Origin of the sequence: Microbacterium sp. NPDC057741, from assembly GCF_042798735.1 — a bacterium.
Lineage (GTDB): Bacteria > Actinomycetota > Actinomycetes > Actinomycetales > Microbacteriaceae > Microbacterium.
In genome coordinates, this window is sequence record NZ_JBHVJW010000001.1 from 1138096 (window position 1) to 1155462 (window position 17367).

17 protein-coding genes are annotated in these 17367 nt (G+C 66.9%); 4 read left to right on the plus strand and 13 right to left on the minus strand.

The genetic code is table 11. The features are described 5' to 3' along the window. The first annotated feature begins 24 nt into the window (after nt 1-24). On the plus strand, nt 25-1158 hold the full coding sequence (locus ACFVDO_RS05465) for a glycosyltransferase (protein WP_378856881.1): 1134 nt from the start codon (nt 25-27) through the stop codon (nt 1156-1158). Between the two features lie 4 nt (nt 1159-1162). On the opposite strand, the gene wecB is transcribed toward ACFVDO_RS05465, so the two are convergent. Further along, nucleotides 1163-2218, minus strand: coding sequence for a non-hydrolyzing UDP-N-acetylglucosamine 2-epimerase (gene wecB / locus ACFVDO_RS05470; protein WP_378856883.1), 1056 nt, complete (start codon nt 2216-2218; stop codon nt 1163-1165). 101 nt (nt 2219-2319) lie between these two features. Here wecB and ACFVDO_RS05475 point away from each other — a divergent pair, with 101 nt between their 5' ends. Further along, nucleotides 2320-3735 carry a hypothetical protein gene (locus ACFVDO_RS05475; RefSeq protein ID WP_378856885.1) on the plus strand — a complete coding sequence of 472 codons (1416 nt, stop codon included), beginning with the start codon at nt 2320-2322 and terminating at the stop codon, nt 3733-3735. 22 nt (nt 3736-3757) lie between these two features. On the opposite strand, the gene ACFVDO_RS05480 is transcribed toward ACFVDO_RS05475, so the two are convergent. From ACFVDO_RS05480 to ACFVDO_RS05490, 3 genes are read right to left on the minus strand one after another with little or no spacing between them, the layout of a single operon-like run. Next, nucleotides 3758-4747 carry a Gfo/Idh/MocA family oxidoreductase gene (locus ACFVDO_RS05480; RefSeq protein WP_378856887.1) on the minus strand — a complete coding sequence of 330 codons (990 nt, stop codon included), beginning with the start codon at nt 4745-4747 and terminating at the stop codon, nt 3758-3760. Then, entirely contained in the window at nt 4747-5844 is a 1098-nt protein-coding gene (locus tag ACFVDO_RS05485) for a DegT/DnrJ/EryC1/StrS family aminotransferase (protein ID WP_378856889.1), read from the minus strand. Before ACFVDO_RS05485 ends, ACFVDO_RS05480 begins: the two co-directional genes overlap by 1 nt. After that, on the minus strand, nt 5841-6452 hold the full coding sequence (locus ACFVDO_RS05490) for a DapH/DapD/GlmU-related protein (protein WP_378856891.1): 612 nt from the start codon (nt 6450-6452) through the stop codon (nt 5841-5843). The genes ACFVDO_RS05485 and ACFVDO_RS05490 overlap by 4 nt, the downstream gene beginning before the upstream one ends. A gap of 129 nt (nt 6453-6581) precedes the next feature. Between ACFVDO_RS05490 and ACFVDO_RS05495 the strand changes: the two genes are divergently transcribed. Both ACFVDO_RS05495 and ACFVDO_RS05500 read left to right on the plus strand, forming a co-directional pair. After that, complete coding sequence (locus tag ACFVDO_RS05495; protein ID WP_378856893.1) at nt 6582-7304, plus strand: glycosyltransferase family 2 protein; 723 nt, start codon at nt 6582-6584, stop codon at nt 7302-7304. A 4-nt stretch (nt 7305-7308) separates the two neighbouring features. After that, the gene (locus ACFVDO_RS05500; protein ID WP_378856895.1) at nt 7309-7659 is read left to right on the plus strand and encodes a DUF2304 domain-containing protein; all 351 of its coding nucleotides are present in this window, start codon (nt 7309-7311) and stop codon (nt 7657-7659) included. On the opposite strand, the gene ACFVDO_RS05505 is transcribed toward ACFVDO_RS05500, so the two are convergent. From ACFVDO_RS05505 to ACFVDO_RS05545, 9 genes are all read right to left on the minus strand, one after another. Next, nucleotides 7660-9585, minus strand: a complete 1926-nt coding sequence (locus tag ACFVDO_RS05505) for a DUF6541 family protein (protein ID WP_378856897.1) — start codon at nt 9583-9585, stop codon at nt 7660-7662. Beyond that, entirely contained in the window at nt 9582-10319 is a 738-nt protein-coding gene (locus ACFVDO_RS05510; RefSeq protein WP_378856899.1) for an ABC transporter ATP-binding protein, read from the minus strand. The genes ACFVDO_RS05505 and ACFVDO_RS05510 overlap by 4 nt, the downstream gene beginning before the upstream one ends. Next, on the minus strand, nt 10316-11224 hold the full coding sequence (locus ACFVDO_RS05515; RefSeq protein WP_378856901.1) for an ABC transporter permease: 909 nt from the start codon (nt 11222-11224) through the stop codon (nt 10316-10318). Before ACFVDO_RS05515 ends, ACFVDO_RS05510 begins: the two co-directional genes overlap by 4 nt. 74 nt (nt 11225-11298) lie before the next feature. Beyond that, the gene (locus ACFVDO_RS05520; RefSeq protein WP_378856903.1) at nt 11299-12135 is read right to left on the minus strand and encodes a cytidylyltransferase domain-containing protein; all 837 of its coding nucleotides are present in this window, start codon (nt 12133-12135) and stop codon (nt 11299-11301) included. After that, nucleotides 12021-13145 carry a DegT/DnrJ/EryC1/StrS family aminotransferase gene (locus tag ACFVDO_RS05525; RefSeq protein ID WP_378856905.1) on the minus strand — a complete coding sequence of 375 codons (1125 nt, stop codon included), beginning with the start codon at nt 13143-13145 and terminating at the stop codon, nt 12021-12023. The genes ACFVDO_RS05520 and ACFVDO_RS05525 overlap by 115 nt, the downstream gene beginning before the upstream one ends. Nucleotides 13146-13147: 2 nt before the next feature. Next, nucleotides 13148-14137 (minus strand): UDP-N-acetylglucosamine 4,6-dehydratase (inverting), encoded by a 990-nt coding sequence (gene pseB / locus ACFVDO_RS05530; protein ID WP_378856907.1) that lies wholly within the window; start codon nt 14135-14137, stop codon nt 13148-13150. Nucleotides 14138-14228: 91 nt separating this feature from the next. After that, nucleotides 14229-15293, minus strand: a complete 1065-nt coding sequence (pseI, locus tag ACFVDO_RS05535) for a pseudaminic acid synthase (protein WP_378856909.1) — start codon at nt 15291-15293, stop codon at nt 14229-14231. Nucleotides 15294-15311: 18 nt separating this feature from the next. Next, nucleotides 15312-16760 carry a GNAT family N-acetyltransferase gene (locus ACFVDO_RS05540; RefSeq protein WP_378886835.1) on the minus strand — a complete coding sequence of 483 codons (1449 nt, stop codon included), beginning with the start codon at nt 16758-16760 and terminating at the stop codon, nt 15312-15314. A 146-nt stretch (nt 16761-16906) separates the two neighbouring features. Next, a partial coding sequence (locus ACFVDO_RS05545) for an LGFP repeat-containing protein (protein ID WP_378886836.1) occupies nt 16907-17367 on the minus strand: 461 nt, incomplete at its 5' end.

Consider the following 17367-nt stretch of genomic DNA (forward strand, 5'->3'; position numbering starts at 1 on the left):
GATGCGATCGATCGAGGAGCGGCCGTGGCCCGGCCGAAGACCCTCGTCCTGAGCCCGACCCCTCTCGCGCGCTCACCGCGCGCCAGGAAGCAGGTCGTCGCGCTCCGCGATTCCCACGATCTCGTCACGGCCTCGCGTGGCGAGACCCCTTTTCCGGGAATCGAGCACGTCCGACTGCCCGATGTGGACCAGCGCTGGGGTCTGCTGGGACGGCTCCTCTACCTCACCGCTCTCGCGCTGCACCTGTACCCGCTGATCACGCGGCTGAGTGCCCAGGACGAGCTGATCCGGCGCCGGCTCGGCGATCGCCGTTGGGATCTGATCATTGCTCACGACGTGCAGACTTCGGCGGTCGCGGAACAGCTCACCTCGCGGAGGCTGATGGTCGACCTCCACGAATACGCACCTCGCCAGAACGAGCATTCACGCGCGTGGCGAATGCTCATCGCGCCGTACTTCCGATGGATCATCCGAGGTCCGGTCCGGCGGGCGTCCGCGACGACCACGGTCAGCCAGGGCATCGTCGACGAGTACCGGAAGGAATTCGGCCTCGATCCGACGCTGATCATCAACGCGACGCCGTATCAGGAACTCACGCCCACACCGGTGCACAGCCCGCTCCGTCTGGTGCACAGCGGCGTGGCGGCACCGCATCGCCACCTTGAGATCCTGATCGATGCCGTGCTGCAGAGCCCGGCAGACATCACCCTCGATCTGTACCTCGTCGATTCCGACGGCGCCTACGGATCGAGCCTGCGCGTTCGCGCCGCAGGCGACCCACGGATCTCGCTGCATCCCGCGGTGCCGTACGAGACGCTCATCGAGACGCTCTCACAGCATGACCTCGGGGTCCATGTGCTGCCGCCCATCAGCTTCAACCACCGGCACGCACTGCCCAACAAGCTCTTCGACTACGTCCAGGCACGGCTCGGCGTGATCGTCGGGCCCTCCCCGGAAATGGCTTCCATCGTGTCGGCGAGCGGACTCGGCGTCGTGACCGCCGGCTTCACGCCGGCCTCGTTGCGTGACGCGATCGACGCGCTTCAGCCCGAACAGGTGGCGGAGTTCAAGTCCGCGGCGGCGCGCGGAGCACGCGACCTCTCCAGCGAGAAGCAGATGGCGACGTTCACCGAGCTCGTCGCCCGCGTGATGGCCTGAGACCTCAGCCGGCGCGTTCGATCAGCGCGTCCACGACCCGCCGCGCGGCGTCGCCGTCCCCATAGGGCGCTGCCTCCGTGTCCGCAGGCCGCACCCGGGACACCGCCGACCGCACCGCGTCGGGAGCCGGAGGCACGAGGACGTTCCATCCCAGTTCCACAGTCTCGACCCACTCCGTCTCGGGACGCACCGTCGTCGCCGGCGTGCGCAGCAGGAACGCCTCCTTCTGCAGCCCGCCGGAGTCCGTGATGACGCCGGCGGCACGGTCGACGGCCCGCACCAGCTGCGGATAGGGCAGCGGAGCGCGGACATCGATAGCCCCCGTGCTCAGATCGATGCCCTGCTCGGCGGCTTGCTTCACGAGGCGTGGATGTGCGAGCAGCAGCACCGGGCGGTCGAGCGCAGCGAGACCGCCGACGATTCCGCGCAGGTGCTCGCCGTTGTCGGTGTTGTCCGGCCTGTGGATGGTGGCGACGTAGTACTCGCCGTCGTCGACGCCGTCAGGGAGCGGCAGCTCGCCCACCTCGGAACGCGTCCTCATCAGCACATCCGTCATCACGTCGCCGACCACGACAGTGCGCGGCTCGAGGCCCTCGGTGCGCAGGTGGTCGGCCGCGACCTGGGTGGGCGCGAGCAGCAGATCCGCCGCGTGGTCGGTCAGGACTCGATTGTGCTCCTCCGGCATCCGGCGGTTGAACGACCGCAGCCCGGCTTCGAGGTGAGCCACGGGAAGGTGCATCTTGACCGCGGCGAGCGCCGCGGCGACCGTCGAGTTCGTGTCCCCGTACACCAGCACCCAATCGGGCCGGTGCTTCTCGAAGGCCTCCTCGAGGCCCGCGAGCATCGCCCCGGTCTGGGCGCCGTGCTTGCCCGATCCCACGGCGAGGTTCTCGTCCGGTGCAGGGATCCCGAGATCCCGGAAGAAGACGTCGCTCATCAGCTCGTCGTAGTGCTGGCCGGTGTGCACGACCACATGCTCGGCCCGTCCTGCCATGGCGTGGGCGATCGGGGCGAGCTTGACGAACTGGGGGCGTGCGCCCACGACGCTGAGAACCTTCATACCGTGCACTTCCTTGATGAGATGGGCCCGACAATCCTATCCGGACGCGGATGCTCCCCTATCTCCGTATACTCGGACACGCTCGATGGTGAAGGAGAGCGATGCTACCCAGAAGCGAATCGGTCGAACAGCTGCTCTCCGTCGAGGACGGTGCCGCGGAGGTGCTCTTCGCCGCACCGGAGGACGACGACCTCCCCCTGTGGCCGCGGGTCCGCATGGCGTTCGCGAATGCTCTGACAGCCTCGGAACTCGGCGATGTCGGCGTCACCGCCACGGCCGACCCCTGGGCCGTCCGCCGTAGGCTGGCCCGTGCGATGCTTCCGTCGGGGCTCGACGTCGCCTCGCTCAGGGGCGCGCGACCCTTCCTCTTCCTGATGGGCGGATCGACCGTCCACCTGGCCGACGGGCGGCAGCGCAACTGGCTCGCGGACCCGCTCCTGGACGGAGTCGACGGACGAGCGCATCTCGTCCAGTGGCGTCCGTTCGCCGCGAAGCCAGCATTCCGAGGGGCACGCTCCCTGGATCCGATGATGGCTCGCGTCGACTGGCTGGCGCACCGGCGGAAGCTGTCCCCCGCGCGCCTCGCGCGGATCGACGAACTCGTCTCCGCCTACGCCGCGTTGTTCGACGGAGCCGTCTCGCCGGCGCGTCTCGACGGCATCCGAGCCGTGACCCGTCGTGCGGAGACGCTCCGGCCGCTGATCCACACCGAGATCGAGCGGATGCTCGACCGGACCCGCCCGAGCACCGTCATCATGGAGGACGCCTCGTACGGGGAACGAGGAAGCCTGATCTCAGTGATGAAGGATCGTGGCATCCGCGTCGTCGAACCGCAGCACGGCTGGATCGGGCCGTCGCATGCCGCCTACAACTTCGGTGCGGCCATGAGCGCCCCCCGGATGTCAGCGCAGCTCCCGGACGAGCTTCTGACGTTCGGCACCTTCTGGTCCGAAGGGCTGCGTCACCCCGCGATCTTCACCACGATCGGAAAGCCGCACCTGGAGCAGGCCGCGGCCTCTGCTGCACCTTTCGAGGATCGGCCCCGCCAGTTCCTCGTCGCGAGCAGCGTGGCCGCCCCCGACGAGTCCGCTGCGTTCGTGCTCGCCCTGCGCGATGCGCTGCCGGGCTGGACCGTGCTGTTCCGTCCCCATCCGTCCGAGCGGACGACGCTCGCCGCACGCTATCCCGCTCTCGTGAACGCGGAGCGCGTGAGGATCGACATGCGCGGCGACGTCTACGAAACCCTCGCTGAAGTGCGCGCAGTCGCCGGCACAGCGAGCACAGTCCTCTTCGAGGCCGCGCGCTTCGGTGTGCATGTCTTCGTCCGGCGCTCGCCGTTCACCGACTACTACGTGGGCGAGGTCTTCGGCCGTCCGCTCGAAGACGGGGAAGCGCCCGCCATCATCGCGTCCCGTGTGGACACTCCTCCCGAGGGGGCACTGACCATCGCACCGGAGTCGCTGTGGGCACGTAATGCCGCTGAAGCGTTCCGGCTATGGGCGGATGCCCGCCCATAGCCGGAGAACCCTGTTCGCGAAGTCAGTTCGGGAGCTTGTGCGCGATGCCGTCGGCCGCCATGCGCTCGGCGATCTCGACGACGCGCGCTCCCTCGTCGAGGGTGACGATTCCCACCGGCTCACCCGCGAGGACGGCGTCGCGGAACGCCTCGTGCTCGACGCGCAGCGGCTCGGAGCGCTGCAGGGCGAAGCGGGTGACATCTCCCTCGGCGACACCGCGGAAGGTCGACACCTGGTCCCACGTGCTCTGGACCGTGCCGTTGACGTAGTGAGTGAGGTCGGCCGTGAGGGTGTCGGCGACGAGTGCGCCCTTCTCCCCCGTGATGATCGTCGTGCGCTCCTTGAACGGCGTCAGCCAGTTGACCGTGTGCGAGACGATGGCTCCGCCCGACAGGGTTCCGACGGCGATCACCATGTCCTCGTGCGGGCGCCCACTGCGATGCGTCGTACGGGCGTTCACCGACACGTACTCCTGCTGAGTCACCCAGGCAGTCAGGTCGATGTCGTGGGTCGCGAGGTCCTTGATCACGCCGACATCCGCGATGCGTCCCGGGAACGGTCCCTGACGTCGCGTGACGACCTGGTAGATCTCACCGATGAGGCCGTCCTCGATCCGCTGCCTTGCGGCCCGCAGAGCCGGGTTGAAGCGCTCGATGTGCCCGACCCCGCCGATGAGGCCGTGTTTGTCGAACAGGTCACGGAGAGCGCGAGCGTCCTCCGTGGTCGAAGCCACAGGCTTCTCGATCAGTGCGTGGATGCCGGCTGCCGCCAGACGGGAGCCCATCTCCAGGTGGTAGATGGTCGGCGCCGCCACCACGACGTAGTCGACACCGGCCTCGAGGAACTGGTCCAGGTCGCGGTAGACGGGCTTGTCGTGAACCGTGGCGGGCACGTTGTCGGCCGGATCGAAGACACCGACGAACTCGACACCGTCCAGCGAGGCGAGCACGCGCGCGTGATTGCGCCCCATCACACCCAATCCGAGAACGCCTGCGCGCAGCGTGACACCCATCAGGCACCCGCCCCGACGACGGTGTTCACCGCGGCGACGATGCGCTCCAGGTCGCTCTGGGAGAGCGAGGGGTGCACCGGCAGCGAGACGACCTCGCGCGCCGCGCGCTCCGTCTCCGGCAGGTCCAGGCCCGGCGCATACGGCGCGAGCGAAGGCAGCCGGTGGTTCGGGATCGGATAGTACACACCCGCTCCGACGTTGTGCTCGCTCTTCAGCGCGGCGACGAATCCGTCACGGTCCTCAGGAACACGGATCGTGTACTGGTGGTAGACGTGCACGGCGCCCTCGGCGACCGGCGGAACAACGACGCCCTTCAGGTTCGCGTCGAGGAACGCTGCGTTCTGCTGGCGGGTCTTCGTCCAGGCATCCACCTTCGTCAGCTGCACGCGGCCGATGGCGGCGTGGATGTCGGTCATGCGGGCGTTGAAGCCGACGATCTCGTTCTCGTACTGACGCTCCATGCCCTGGTTGCGGAGCAGCTTGACCTGACGCGCGATCTCGGCAGTGGCGGTCGTCACCATCCCGCCTTCGCCGCTGGTCATGTTCTTCGTCGGGTACAGGCTGAACATCGCGAACTCGCCGAATGAGCCGACCGGACGGCCGTCCAGCGAGGCACCATGCGCCTGCGCGGCATCCTCGTACAGCGCGATGCCGTGCTCGGTGGCGAGCTTCTCCAGCTCGCGCATCCGCGCCGGGTGCCCGTAGAGGTGCACCGGCAGGATGCCCTTCGTGTTCGAGGTGATCGCCGCGGCCACTGCCTCCGGGGCGAGCGTGAAAGTCTCCGGCTCGATGTCGACGAACACCGGCGTGGCGCCGGTCAGCGCGACCGAGTTGCCGGTCGCTGCGAACGTGAACGACGGCACGATGACCTCGTCGCCCGGGCCCACGCCCGCGGCGAGCAGGCCGAGGTGCAGACCCGCGGTGCCCGAGTTCACCGCGACAGCCGGACGGCCGGGGACGAAGTGCTCGGCGAACTCCTGCTCGAAGGCCGCGACCTCCGGGCCCTGCGCGACCATGCCGCTGCGCATGACGCGGTCGACAGCCGCGCGCTCCTCGTCGCCGATGATCGGCTTCGCCGGGGGAATGAACTCGCTCACGCGGCCTCCTTGGTCAGAACTCCATTGGTTTCGGAAAAGCGGTCGCCCGTGGTCGGGCAGATCCAGGTCCCTGCTTCTTCACCGGGGGTCAGCGGCACGCCGGATTCGCCGACCCAGCCGATGCGCTTGGCGGGGACGCCTGCGACGAGGGCGTAGGCGGGGACGTCCTTCACGACGACGGCTCCGGCGGCTACGGTCGCCCAGGCGCCGATGGTCACGGGGGCGACGCAGGTGGCGCGTGCGCCGATGGCCGCGCCGGTCTCGATCGTCACGCCGACCGGCTCCCAGTCGTGCGCGCTCTTGAGACTGCCGTCGGCGTTGATCGCCCGGGGGTACGTGTCATTGGTGAGCACGACGGCGGGACCGATGAAGACGCCATCGGAGAGCTTCGCCGGCTCGTAGACGAGCGCGTAGTTCTGGACCTTGCAGTTGTCGCCCATCTCGACACCGGTGCCGATGTAGGCGCCACGACCGACGATGCAGTTCTCGCCCATGCGGACGCCTTCTCGGACCTGAGCGAGGTGCCAGATCGAGGAACCGTCGCCGATGGATGCGTCGGGCGAGACGTCGGCGGTGTCGACGATGCGCGGAGATGCAGATGTTGCCACGTTCAGCTTCCTGCGCCGACGCGGATGCCGCCGGATCGCGTTCCCAGCTTACCCGTCCCTGTCCGAGGACATTTCAGACACCGGTGTCGCCGAGTCGCCGAACGCCCTGCGTCCTGAGAGAATGTCGAGGTGACCTCCTCCCCGACGCCCCCGGACGACCCCGGCTCGCCCTTGCACGCGACGACCGACGACACCGCATGGGTCGTGATCCCCCTCTACAACGAGGCGACGGTCATCGGAGGCGTCGTGCGCGACCTGAGGGAGCACTTCACCCACATCGTGTGCATCGACGACGGCTCTTCGGACTCCTCGGCTGCGGAGGCCCGTGAGGCAGGGGCGACCGTCGTCCAGCATCCGATCAACTTGGGTCAGGGCGCAGCGCTCCAGACCGGCTTCGAATTCGCCCTCGAACATCCCTCGTGCCAGTACGTCGTGACGTTCGACGCCGACGGTCAGCACCGGATCGAGGACGCTCTCGACATGCTGCGGACCGCTCGCGACGAGGACATGGCGATCATCTTCGGCTCCCGATTCCTCGACGACCGGACCAACCCCGGGCTGATCAAGCGCGTCATCCTCAAGACGGCGATCTGGGTGACGAACATGACGACCGGCATGAAGCTGACCGACGCGCACAACGGCCTGCGCGTCATCCGGCGCGACGCTCTGGCGCAGATCGACCTCAAGCAGGACCGGATGGCGCACGCCACAGAGATCGTGCTGGAGCTCGGTCAGACCGGTCTCCCCTGGAAGGAGCATCCCGTGGAGCTCCTCTACACCGACTATTCGAAGAGCAAAGGTCAGAGCGTGCTGAACTCCGTCAACATCCTCGTCGATCTGGTGGTGAGGTGATCCGATGTGGATCCAGCTCCTCCTGATCGTCGCCGTCATCCTCCTCGGCGCCCTCCTGATGCGCCGGACCGGCGCTGACAGTCACCTCGCGATCCGCCGCCTGCTGATGATGCTGTTCGTCCTCGCCGCGGTGCTGTCCATCCTGTTCCCGCAGTGGCTGACCTGGGTGGCGAGCCTGATCGGCGTTGGCCGCGGCACGGACCTGCTGCTCTACGCACTGGTCGTGATGTTCCTGGCCTTCGTCTACACGCAGTACCGGCGCAATCTCGCTCTGCAGCGGCAGCTGACCCGCCTCAGCCGCGCGCTCGCACTTGTCGAGGCGCGCAGCGAGGAAGAGCGGGAGCCGAAGGCCTGATCAACTGCAGGCGGTGATCCGCCAGAGGGACGCCGCGCCCTTGCGTGCGACCAGTTCGAATCCGGGCTGGCCGTCCAGATCGGTCATGCCCGGCATCTTGTAGCGCCCGGCCGTGGTCTCCCCCGGGCCGAAATCCAGGACGTACGTCGGAGAATCGAACGCTTCCAGCGCCGCGCAGACATCCTTCCTCGACCCGGCATCGCGCAGATGCTCGGCGAGCAGATCCCATTCGTCGCCTGCCGGCGGCGACCACGTGCGCGGGATCGCATTGACGCCCGACAGCGCGTAGGCGAAGCCCATGCCCGTCGAGGGATTGCCGATGATCGTCGCGCCGGCCGGAACGAGCTCGGGCAGCTGCTGGATGAGGGCCCGCTCGTCGGTCGAGAGGTACGTGGATCTGCCGATCTGATAGCGGGACTGCGAGTCGACGGTTCCCTCGGTGATCATGGGCATCTGAACGACAGGGTGGATCACCAGGACGGCGATGCCGATCAGCGCGCCTGCGACGATCGCGGTCAGGTTCCCTCGGCCGCGCCGCAGGACACCGATCTTCACCGCGGCCCAGCGCGCGGACCACACCAGACCGATGGCCATCAACGGCACCATCACCACCGGAAGCGTGGCTGCGACCCGGTACGGGTCGGCGTACCACGGGCCCAGCAGCCACATCCGGACGAGGGGATTGGCCACCGATGTCTCGATTACCATGAGCAGGGCGAGCCCCAGCCATGCGGCGACCAGCCAGCGTGCGCGGCGTGACCAAAACGCGCCGACCATGCCCAACAGAACCAGAATTGTCAGGAACGGCATCGGCGGCAGTCCCACCTGGGCGGTCAGCGCCTGCTCGACCAGGCCCACGACCCAGTTCCCGTACGGGCCCCAGAGCGCACCGCCGGACGCCCTCGCGATCAGGTACCACACGACGAGGACTCCGATCACGGCGCCGGCGCCGATCCAGACCCTGGACCGGTTTTCGGCGCGCGCCGCGTTCTGCCAGGCGAACCTCACGAACACGAAACAGCCCGCAAGGATGACCAGGGTGAGAGCGGCGACCGGCTGCGCGAGACCGAGCGCGACGATCGAGACGACGGAGAGCAGGGTGACCGTGATCAGACGCCCTCTCCGCCCATCCGCCTGTGCTGCAGTGCCGCCGAAGCCGACGATGACGGCGAGCGCACCCGGCAGCAGACCGACCGCCAGGGTGTTCGGGTACAGGACCCCCCACTGCAGCATGAGCATCGGGAACTGCACCATCACGCCGCTCAGCGTCGCCGCCACCGCGGCCGTCACCTGCGAACCGGTGACCGCACGAGTGAACCACGCGATGCCCACCGGCCAGACGAGCGCTGCAATCACCAGGGAGGCGGCGTTCACCGCGTTCGGGATGCCCGCCCCGGTCAGCTGGACCACGAGTGTGACGACCCCGTGCCAGGCAGCGGGGTAGAAGGAAGAGGATCCGAGCACACCCGTGAGGGAGAACGACGAGGCCGACTGCGTCTCGAGCACGTACCTGAGAGCGTTGAGGTGGAACACCGCATCATTCGTCTGCGACACTGCGTCGGGCGTTTCGATGTAGAGCAGCAGCCGGATGCTGATGAGCACCGCTCCGATCACGATGCTCAGCGGCAGCCATCGGCTGCGCCTCCATCGCTCGGGTTCCAGCGCAGGTAGCCATCGGCGCACGAGGAGGCCGATCGCGCAGAGGATCAGCGCACCGAGCCCGAAGGTGAACGGAGACCAGGGCAGGCGCACGAGGTGCAGAACGATCGCGAGTGCGCCGACCATGGCGACGGTCGCGATCGGCGCGAACGCCACGAGAGCCAGACCGCGAAGTCGGAGGACCCCGCCGAACACCGCGCCCGGCAGGAACAGGACGACGGCAGCGACGAGGACGAGAAGCCCGAAGGCGAGCCACTCGCCGATCACGCGTCCACCAGCTCGATCGCTCCCTCGATCTCTCCGTCATAGACGACCTCGCCCTTGGAGATCACCACTCCACGAGTGCAGAGTTCGCGGACCATCTCCATGTCGTGGCTCACGACGACGAGAGTCTTTCCGGCCGCGATGAGCTCCTCGAACTTCAGGCGGCACTTCTCGCGGAACGGCGCGTCGCCGACGGAGAGGATCTCGTCGACGAGGAGCACGTCCAGTTCCACATGGATCGCGACAGAGAAGGCGAGACGCATGAACATGCCGGACGAGTAGTGCTTGACCTCCTGATCGATGAACTGCTCGATCTCGCTGAAGGCCACGATCTCGTCGTAACGCGCCTCGATCTCATGCTTCTTCATGCCCAGGATCGCCGCGTTCAGGAAGACGTTCTCGCGTCCGGAGAGTTCGGGGTGGAATCCCGCGCCGACCTCGATCAGGCCGGCCACACGGCCGCGGGTGAGCACGTGTCCGTCGTCGGGCTCCATCACGCCGGAGACCAGCTTGAGCAGCGTGGACTTGCCCGAGCCGTTCATGCCGAGGATGGCTACGGACTCGCCCTCACCGATGACGAGATCCACGCCCTTGAGCGCCTCGAAGACACTGGTCGTCTTACGGCGCCGGATCCATGCCACCACGGTGTCCTTCAGCGAGAACGCGTGATTGAGCAGGAACGTCTTGCGGACGCCGTCGATGATGATGCTGGGCTTCACAGTCGTCTGAGCGCTCATAGATCCTGCGCGAACCTTCCTTCGAGGCGGCGGAAGACCAACTGCCCGAACAGCAGCGTGCCGACGGCGATCAGGAAGGTCCAGAGGGTGTTCCAGCCCAGACCAGGAGGCAGCGGGATCATCCCCTCCAGCCCCGCGGATGCCGGCCGCCAGAACGCGTAGTGGAACAGCTCGACGCCCTGCGTGATCGGGTTGAGCATGTACAGCTCGAGGATCCAAGACGGCCAGCCCAGCTTGTCAAGGGCGTCCTGCACCATCGTCCAGGCGTAGAGCACGGGCGACGCCCACGTCGCCAGCAGAAGCATGAGCTCGACGATGTTCTCCGCATCGCGGTAACGGACGTTGATCGCGCCGAAGAACAGCCCGAGTCCGAGGGAGAACAGCATCACGATGATCATGCCTGCGAGGATCGCGCCGATCGCGAGCAGTGACACGTGCGTGATCCACCCCATGAGCAGGCAGACCACCAGCAGCAGGCCGACCTGGGGCAGGAAGTGCACGAACGCGACGATGATCGCGGACACTGCGAAGAGCTGACGAGGGAGGAACACCTTCCGGACCAGCGGGGCGTTCCCCACGATCGAGGTGGTCGCGTTCTTGAAACCCTCGGAGAAGAGGTTGATCATGACGATGCCGGAGAACAGGTACACCGCGTAGTTCGGCACCTTGTTCATACCGAGGAACAGGCCGAGAACGACCCAGAACACCAAGAACTGCGCGGCGGGCCGCACGTACGACCAGGTCCAGCCCAGCACGGAGTTGCGATAGCGCGTCGTGACGCCGGTTCGGACCAGCAGGCGCAGCAGATAGCGCCAGCGCACCACGTCGATCAGACCGTGGCTCTGGCCAGGGATGTCGAATTGGTTGCGCGGGACGGAGGCGAAGAAATCTCGGGTCTGAGTCACTATCCCACTCACTCGGCGACGGCGGATGCGTCTAGCCTCTGTATCCTACGGCACTCGAGCGAGACCCCCCCTGATTAGCCGACCTTCTTCTGCTCCACTGACGCGTTGAGCTCGACGAGTTCAGGATGACTGTCGAGGACCGAGACGATCTCAGCGGCGGACAGGTCCGATGCACCGTGGTCCTCGATCAGGGCCCGGATCAGAGAGAAATCCTCTGCGGTGTCCAGGGTCACCCGGTAGCGGGAGGCGTCCACTTCCTGGGTGATGGTGAACAGCGACACCCGTCCGGAGCGGTTCTTGTTCAGGTACGGCGTGACGTGCTCGCGGTCCGCCGGGTCCGTGGCGTGCGCGGCGGCATCGTGAAGCGCCGCTGCGGAGAACACCTCGAAGTCGAATCCGCGCGGAAACGTCCGCTCCAGAGTGTTGGAGACATAGGCGTCATCGTCCCGCTCGAGGAAGTCATCGATCCCTCGACGGACGACCTCACCGTCGATCAGCGGGCAGTCCGAAGTCACCCTCACGACCGCATCGAGCCCGAACGCCTCAGCCGCCCCGTCGAACCGGGACAGGACGTCGTCCTCGCTGCCCCGAAACACGGGCGCGCCGAGTTCCTCCGCCGCCTCGACGATCGCGTCGTCGCTGCGGTTCACCGTCGTGGCGACGATGATCGGCACTCCGACGACGCCCAGCCGGCGGAGCTGGTGTTCGAGCATCGTGCGGCCTCCGGCGCGGAGCAGCACCTTGCCCGGCAGACGCGTGCTGGTCATCCGTGCCTGGGTGATGACTCCGACCCTGGTCAACGCAGTGCCTTCCTCAGGCTCTCCACGACCTGGTCGACCTGGTCGTCCGTGAGGTCTGGGAAGATCGGCAGCGACAGCTCCTCCTGGTAGAAGGCCTCCGCATTCGGGCACATCCCGCGCCGGTACCCGGCATCGGCGTACACCGGGTGCCAGTACACCGGCATGTAGTTGACCTGCACGCCGATCCCATCGGCCCGCATGCGCTCGAAGACCTCACGTCGACGGCCTTCCAGGACACGCAGCGGATACAGGTGCCACACCGGGTCGACGTCTCCACGCTGCACGGGAATGCGCACGCCGTCGAGTGAGCCGAGCGCCTCGTTGTATCTCGCGGTGATCTCGGCGCGACGCCGCTTGAACGCGGCCAGCCGTGTGAGCTGCGCGAGTCCCAGCGCACTGGCCAGGTCGGTCAGCCGGTAGTTCAGCCCGAACTCGTGGACCTCTTGATGCCAGGGCCCTTCATCCGTGATCCGGAACCGATCCGGATCACGGACCAGCCCGATGAAGTGGAACTCGTGAGCACGCTGGGCGATGGCGGCGTCCTTCGCCACCACTGCACCGCCTTCGCCCGTCGTCATGTTCTTCGTGGGGAAGAAGGAGAAGGTGGTGAGGTCGGCGAGGTCGCCCACGGGACGCTCCCGGTAGAGTCCCCCGATGGAATGCGCGGCGTCATCGAGTGTGAGGGCACCGACACGGTCGGCGATCGCCTGAAGCGCGTCGTAGTCGGCAGGATGGCCGGCATAGTCGACGGCCGCGATCACTCGCGTACGATCGGTGACCGCTGCCGCGACCGCCTCCGGATCGATCAGCGCCGTCTCCTCGTCGACGTCGGCGAAGACGACATCCGCCCCGAGGATCGAAGCGCCGCTCGCTGTGGCCACGAACGTCATCGGCGTGGTGATCACCTCGTCGCCGGTTCTGACTCCCGCAGCGGCGTACGCCATGTGCAGCGCTGCCGTGCCCGACGTTGCTGTGACGGCCCGGTGCCCTCCCGAGAGGTCGGCGATCGCCTGCTCGAAGCTGCTCACCGTCGGCCCTGTGGTCAGCCAGTCTCCTCGGAGGATCTCCGACACCGCGGCGACGTCCTGCTCAGAAATGGACTGGCGTCCGTACGGAAGCATGCTCAGAGCCCGCTTGCGATGATGTCTGCGATCTCGTCGCGCGTGTACCAGAGGTCGTTCACGTCGGAGCGGAACGCGAACCCGTCGGCCACCGGTGTCGATCCCTGCGGAGTCTGATAGCCCCAGGTCGCGAGATCGGGCTGGATGATGAAGTACTTGCCATCCCTGATCGTCACCGCTCGACGTCCTTCCTCCGGACTGATCATCTCCTCGTGGAGCTTCTCGCCGGGGCGGAGTCCGACATCGACGAGATCCGCATCCGGAACGACGGCATGAGCCAGATCCGTGATCTTCATCGACGGGATGTTGGGCACCAGGAGTTCGCCGCCCTGCATCAGATCGAAGGTGTCCACCACCATCTGCACGGCCTGCGGAAGGCTGATGAAGAAGCGGGTGCAGCGGAGATCCGTGATCGGAAGGGGCTTCCCCTGGTCGCCGAGTTTCTTGAAGAAGGGGATCACCGAGCCACGGGACCCCATGACGTTCCCGTAACGAACAACCGCGAACCGCGTCGGATATGCCGCCGCGTAATGATTGCCGGTGATGAAGAGCTTGTCAGCGGTGAGCTTCGTCGCACCGTAGAGGTTGATCGGGCTCGACGCCTTGTCGGTCGAGAGCGCGACGACCTTCTTCACACCGGCGTCGATCGCCGTCTCGATCACGTTTTGGCTTCCGAGGACGTTGGTCTTCACAAATTCGAATGGGTTGTACTCGGCGGTGTCGACCTGCTTGAGCGCGGCCGCGTGAACGACGTAATCGACGCCATGAAGCGCTCGCGCAAGTCGGCGCTCATCACGGATGTCGCCGATGAACCACCGCAGTCGGGGATCGTCGCCGAACTGTTGCCTGACCTCGTACTGCTTCAACTCATCGCGGGAGAAGATCACGAGCCGCCGAGGGTCGAGGTGCTCCAGCGCGTATGAGATGAACGCTTTGCCGAACGAACCTGTGCCGCCGGTGATCAGAATGTTGGAACCGCTGAGAACTGACAATTGAACCCTCGAGAATCTTCTGGCCCGCTGCGGGGGCGTTCATTACCATCTTAGGGTTCGTCAGCACGAGCCCCCGGACGGCACCTGAAAGTCAGATGACGTCCCAGGTCAGTGGCGTACCGCGCTTGACGTCCGTCGTGAATCGTCGACCGATGAGGCTGTCGAGCGCGTCGGACGGCAACCCACCGGCCGGGCGGATCGACCGGACGTTGTCGGTGGAGACGGGAGCACCGGCGAGGACGTCTTCCACGACGTACAGCGAGCGACGCAGGGCGAGCACGGTCTGCTCCTCCGGCGTCGGTCCGAACCCTGCGCCCGATGCCACGGCGACACGTGCCTGCTCCGTGGCGACGCGAAGCTGTCCGAGCTCGTCGGGCGTCAGCGAGAAGTCCGAATCGACGCCCCCGTCGGCTCGGTCGAGAGTCACATGCTTCTCGATGACGACAGCGCCGAGTGCGGCAGCGGCAACGCTGACCCCGATGCCGAGTGTGTGATCCGAGAGCCCCACCGGAACATCGAACGCCTCGCGCAGGATCGAGATGTTGCCCAGCCGCGCTTCGGCCGGCTCCGCCGGGTACGCGGCGGTGCATGCCAGCAGGACCAACTGGGTGCAGCCGGCATCCTGAATCGCGGTGACCGCCGCCTCGATCTCAGACAGCGTCGCCATGCCCGTCGAGACGATCATCGGCTTGCCCGTCCGTGCCACCTCTCGAAGCAGAGGGAGGTCGACGATCTCCGCCGACGCGGTCTTGTACAACTCGACGCCGAGGCTCTCGAGAAATTCGACCGCGGTGGGGTCGAACGGCGTCGAGAATGGGATCAGGCCCTGTTCCCGGGCTCGGTCGAAGATCGGAGCATGCCAGTCCCAGGGGGTGTGGGCCTCCTGATAGAGGTTGTACAGCGTGCGTCCACCCCAGAGTCCGTGATCGCCTGCGACCCGGAAGGCCGGCAGATCCGAATCGATCGTGAGCGTGTCCGCTGTGTAGGTCTGGATCTTCAGTGCCTGCGCACCGCTCGCCGCAACCGCGTCGACGATGGACAGGGCTCGATCGATGTCGCCGTTGTGGTTTCCGGACATCTCACCGATGACGAAGACGTCGTTCCCCGCTCCGATGGTGCTGCGGTCTGTCAGATGGATCTGCTGATCGTGGCTCACGAGACAAGCCTATGCCGATCACTCCCCGCCGACGGGCGGCAGCAGCTTCGCGTACTCGGCGAAACCCTGGGCATCGGCCGGCGCGTGAGGCAAGTACCCGGCTCGTGCGAACAGGCGTCGGGAGGGGAGGTTCTCCTGGTTGATACCCGCGATCAGCCGGCGTGCCTCTGCCGATCTGATCCCGCGCTCCCCCGCAGCGAGCACACGGTGCGACATCCCTTTGCCGCGAGAGGACGGCGCCAGCGAGATGGAAGCCTCCCAGTCGATCCCCGATCGGCGATCCCAGCGGACCGTGCCTACCGGCTGCCCCTCCGACTCGACCACGAAGAGCTCCCGGGTGGGATCCGAGAGAACGCTGGAGAACCATACGAGATGGTCCTCCCACGCGACGATCCCCGTCGATCGCGACATACGGCGGGTGTCGGGGTCGTTCCGCCATTCGAAGAGCAGCGTCGCGTCCGCCATGGTGGCGCGGCGGACCTCGAGGTCCTCACCCGCCATCACCGCGCCTCTCATCGGTATCTCCAGCAGGCTCTCCCAGGCTGCGGCGACCCGCCACGCGCCCAGGCCGTCCACGGTGGCCATGCCGATCGATGACAGTTCTCTGAGGCGGGACTCATCGTCGAGCAGGCTGACGATCTCGTCCTCTACTCCTGCCCAGCTCCCACTCGGGTCGCGCTGCACGCCGACGGCGAGACCTCGAGCAGCGGCGGCGTCGTAGCCCCGCTCCTGATTCTCCGTGACGCACACCATGGCCGTCGGCACCCCCATGCAGGCGAGATCCCAGACCGATGTGCCCGCGGCGCTGATCACCAGGTCATGCGCCACAGCTGCTGCGGGGAGGTCGTGGAGGAACCCCGTCACCGTGGCCTGGGAGGACGAGCGCGCGGCGATCTCCTGCACCTCGTCGTTCACGGAAGCGGGCGCGACGACGGTGATGTCCAGGCGTCGACGGCTCGCGGACAGCGACTCCAGCACCCGCGGGGTGTAGTGATGCGGATCGGTCCCGCCGAGCACGACGAGCACGCGCGAACGGGCCGACGACGGCGACCATCGTCCTCGCTCGGCGCGCACCTGCGGTCGGATCATCGCGAAGCCGATTCCCGACAGATGAGTCGCTCCCCGCCGGGAAGCCTCGGCGTCGGACTCCGCATCGAGAGTGGGGTCGATGGTCAGGTCTGCGGTTCGAGCACCGAAGGCACCGTCCTGGACGCTGCTCAGCAGGTACGGCCCGCCGAGCAGCACGTCCGCCTCGGGCAGATAGGAATCGATGTGCACGACGCGAGGGGCGAGCGACTCCGTCAGTCGAGGCAGTGCTTCGCGTTGGTCGTCGCGTTCGATCGCGAAGACTCGGTCCCGGTCGATTCGCTCGCTGAGGATCCGCTGCGCCTCGTCGTCGAAGTCCCCGGCGAACGCCACAGCCCAACCCCGCTCGAGCGCTTCCGCGCTGAGCGTCAGCGCTCGCATGAGATGCCCCATACCGTACTGGAGACCGGCGTTGCAATGGATGAGTACGGAGACTCCCGTCTCGGCAGTCGATGGTCGGGTCATTCCCCGAGCATTTCACGACTCGTCTCGGTCACGTCGATGCGACCTTGACGGACAGGCGCGTGTCACCTGCGCACAACGGTCACCCGCCCGCCGCCGTCGACGCTGATCGTGCCGTTCTGGAACGCCTGCGAACACCCACCAGAAGGAAGCCCACACGCCTGCGCACCCACCGGCCAACCCAACGCACCAGCAACACCACCAGCCTTGCCATGCGCGTCCCGGATCGCCCCCGTCATCAGGAACGCCCCCGCCGGACCCGCATTCACCAGACCACCATCGAACGCCTGCGCGACACCCCCACCATTCGCCGACACCGGAATCGTGTCACTCACCGGATACCCCAGCGAACCCGCAGGACCACCATTCGACTTGTAGAACGACGCCACAGGACCCGCCATGACGACCTTCGCCACACCCTTGACCAGATAGATCGTGCCGTTCTGGAACGCCTGCGAACACCCACCAGAAGGAAGCCCACACGCCTGCGCACCCACCGGCCAACCCAACGCACCAGCAACACCAC

Coding starts and splice junctions, on each gene's coding strand:
- wecB (WP_378856883.1), bottom strand. CDS start 2,218: ATGAAGGTTCTCAGCGTCGTGGGCGCACGCCCCCAGTTCGTCAAGCTC.
- ACFVDO_RS05475 (WP_378856885.1), top strand. CDS start 2,320: ATGCTACCCAGAAGCGAATCGGTCGAACAGCTGCTCTCCGTCGAGGAC.
- ACFVDO_RS05480 (WP_378856887.1), bottom strand. CDS start 4,747: ATGGGTGTCACGCTGCGCGCAGGCGTTCTCGGATTGGGTGTGATGGGG.
- ACFVDO_RS05500 (WP_378856895.1), top strand. CDS start 7,309: ATGTGGATCCAGCTCCTCCTGATCGTCGCCGTCATCCTCCTCGGCGCC.
- ACFVDO_RS05510 (WP_378856899.1), bottom strand. CDS start 10,319: ATGAGCGCTCAGACGACTGTGAAGCCCAGCATCATCATCGACGGCGTC.
- ACFVDO_RS05525 (WP_378856905.1), bottom strand. CDS start 13,145: ATGCTTCCGTACGGACGCCAGTCCATTTCTGAGCAGGACGTCGCCGCG.
- ACFVDO_RS05540 (WP_378886835.1), bottom strand. CDS start 16,760: ATGCGAGCGCTGACGCTCAGCGCGGAAGCGCTCGAGCGGGGTTGGGCT.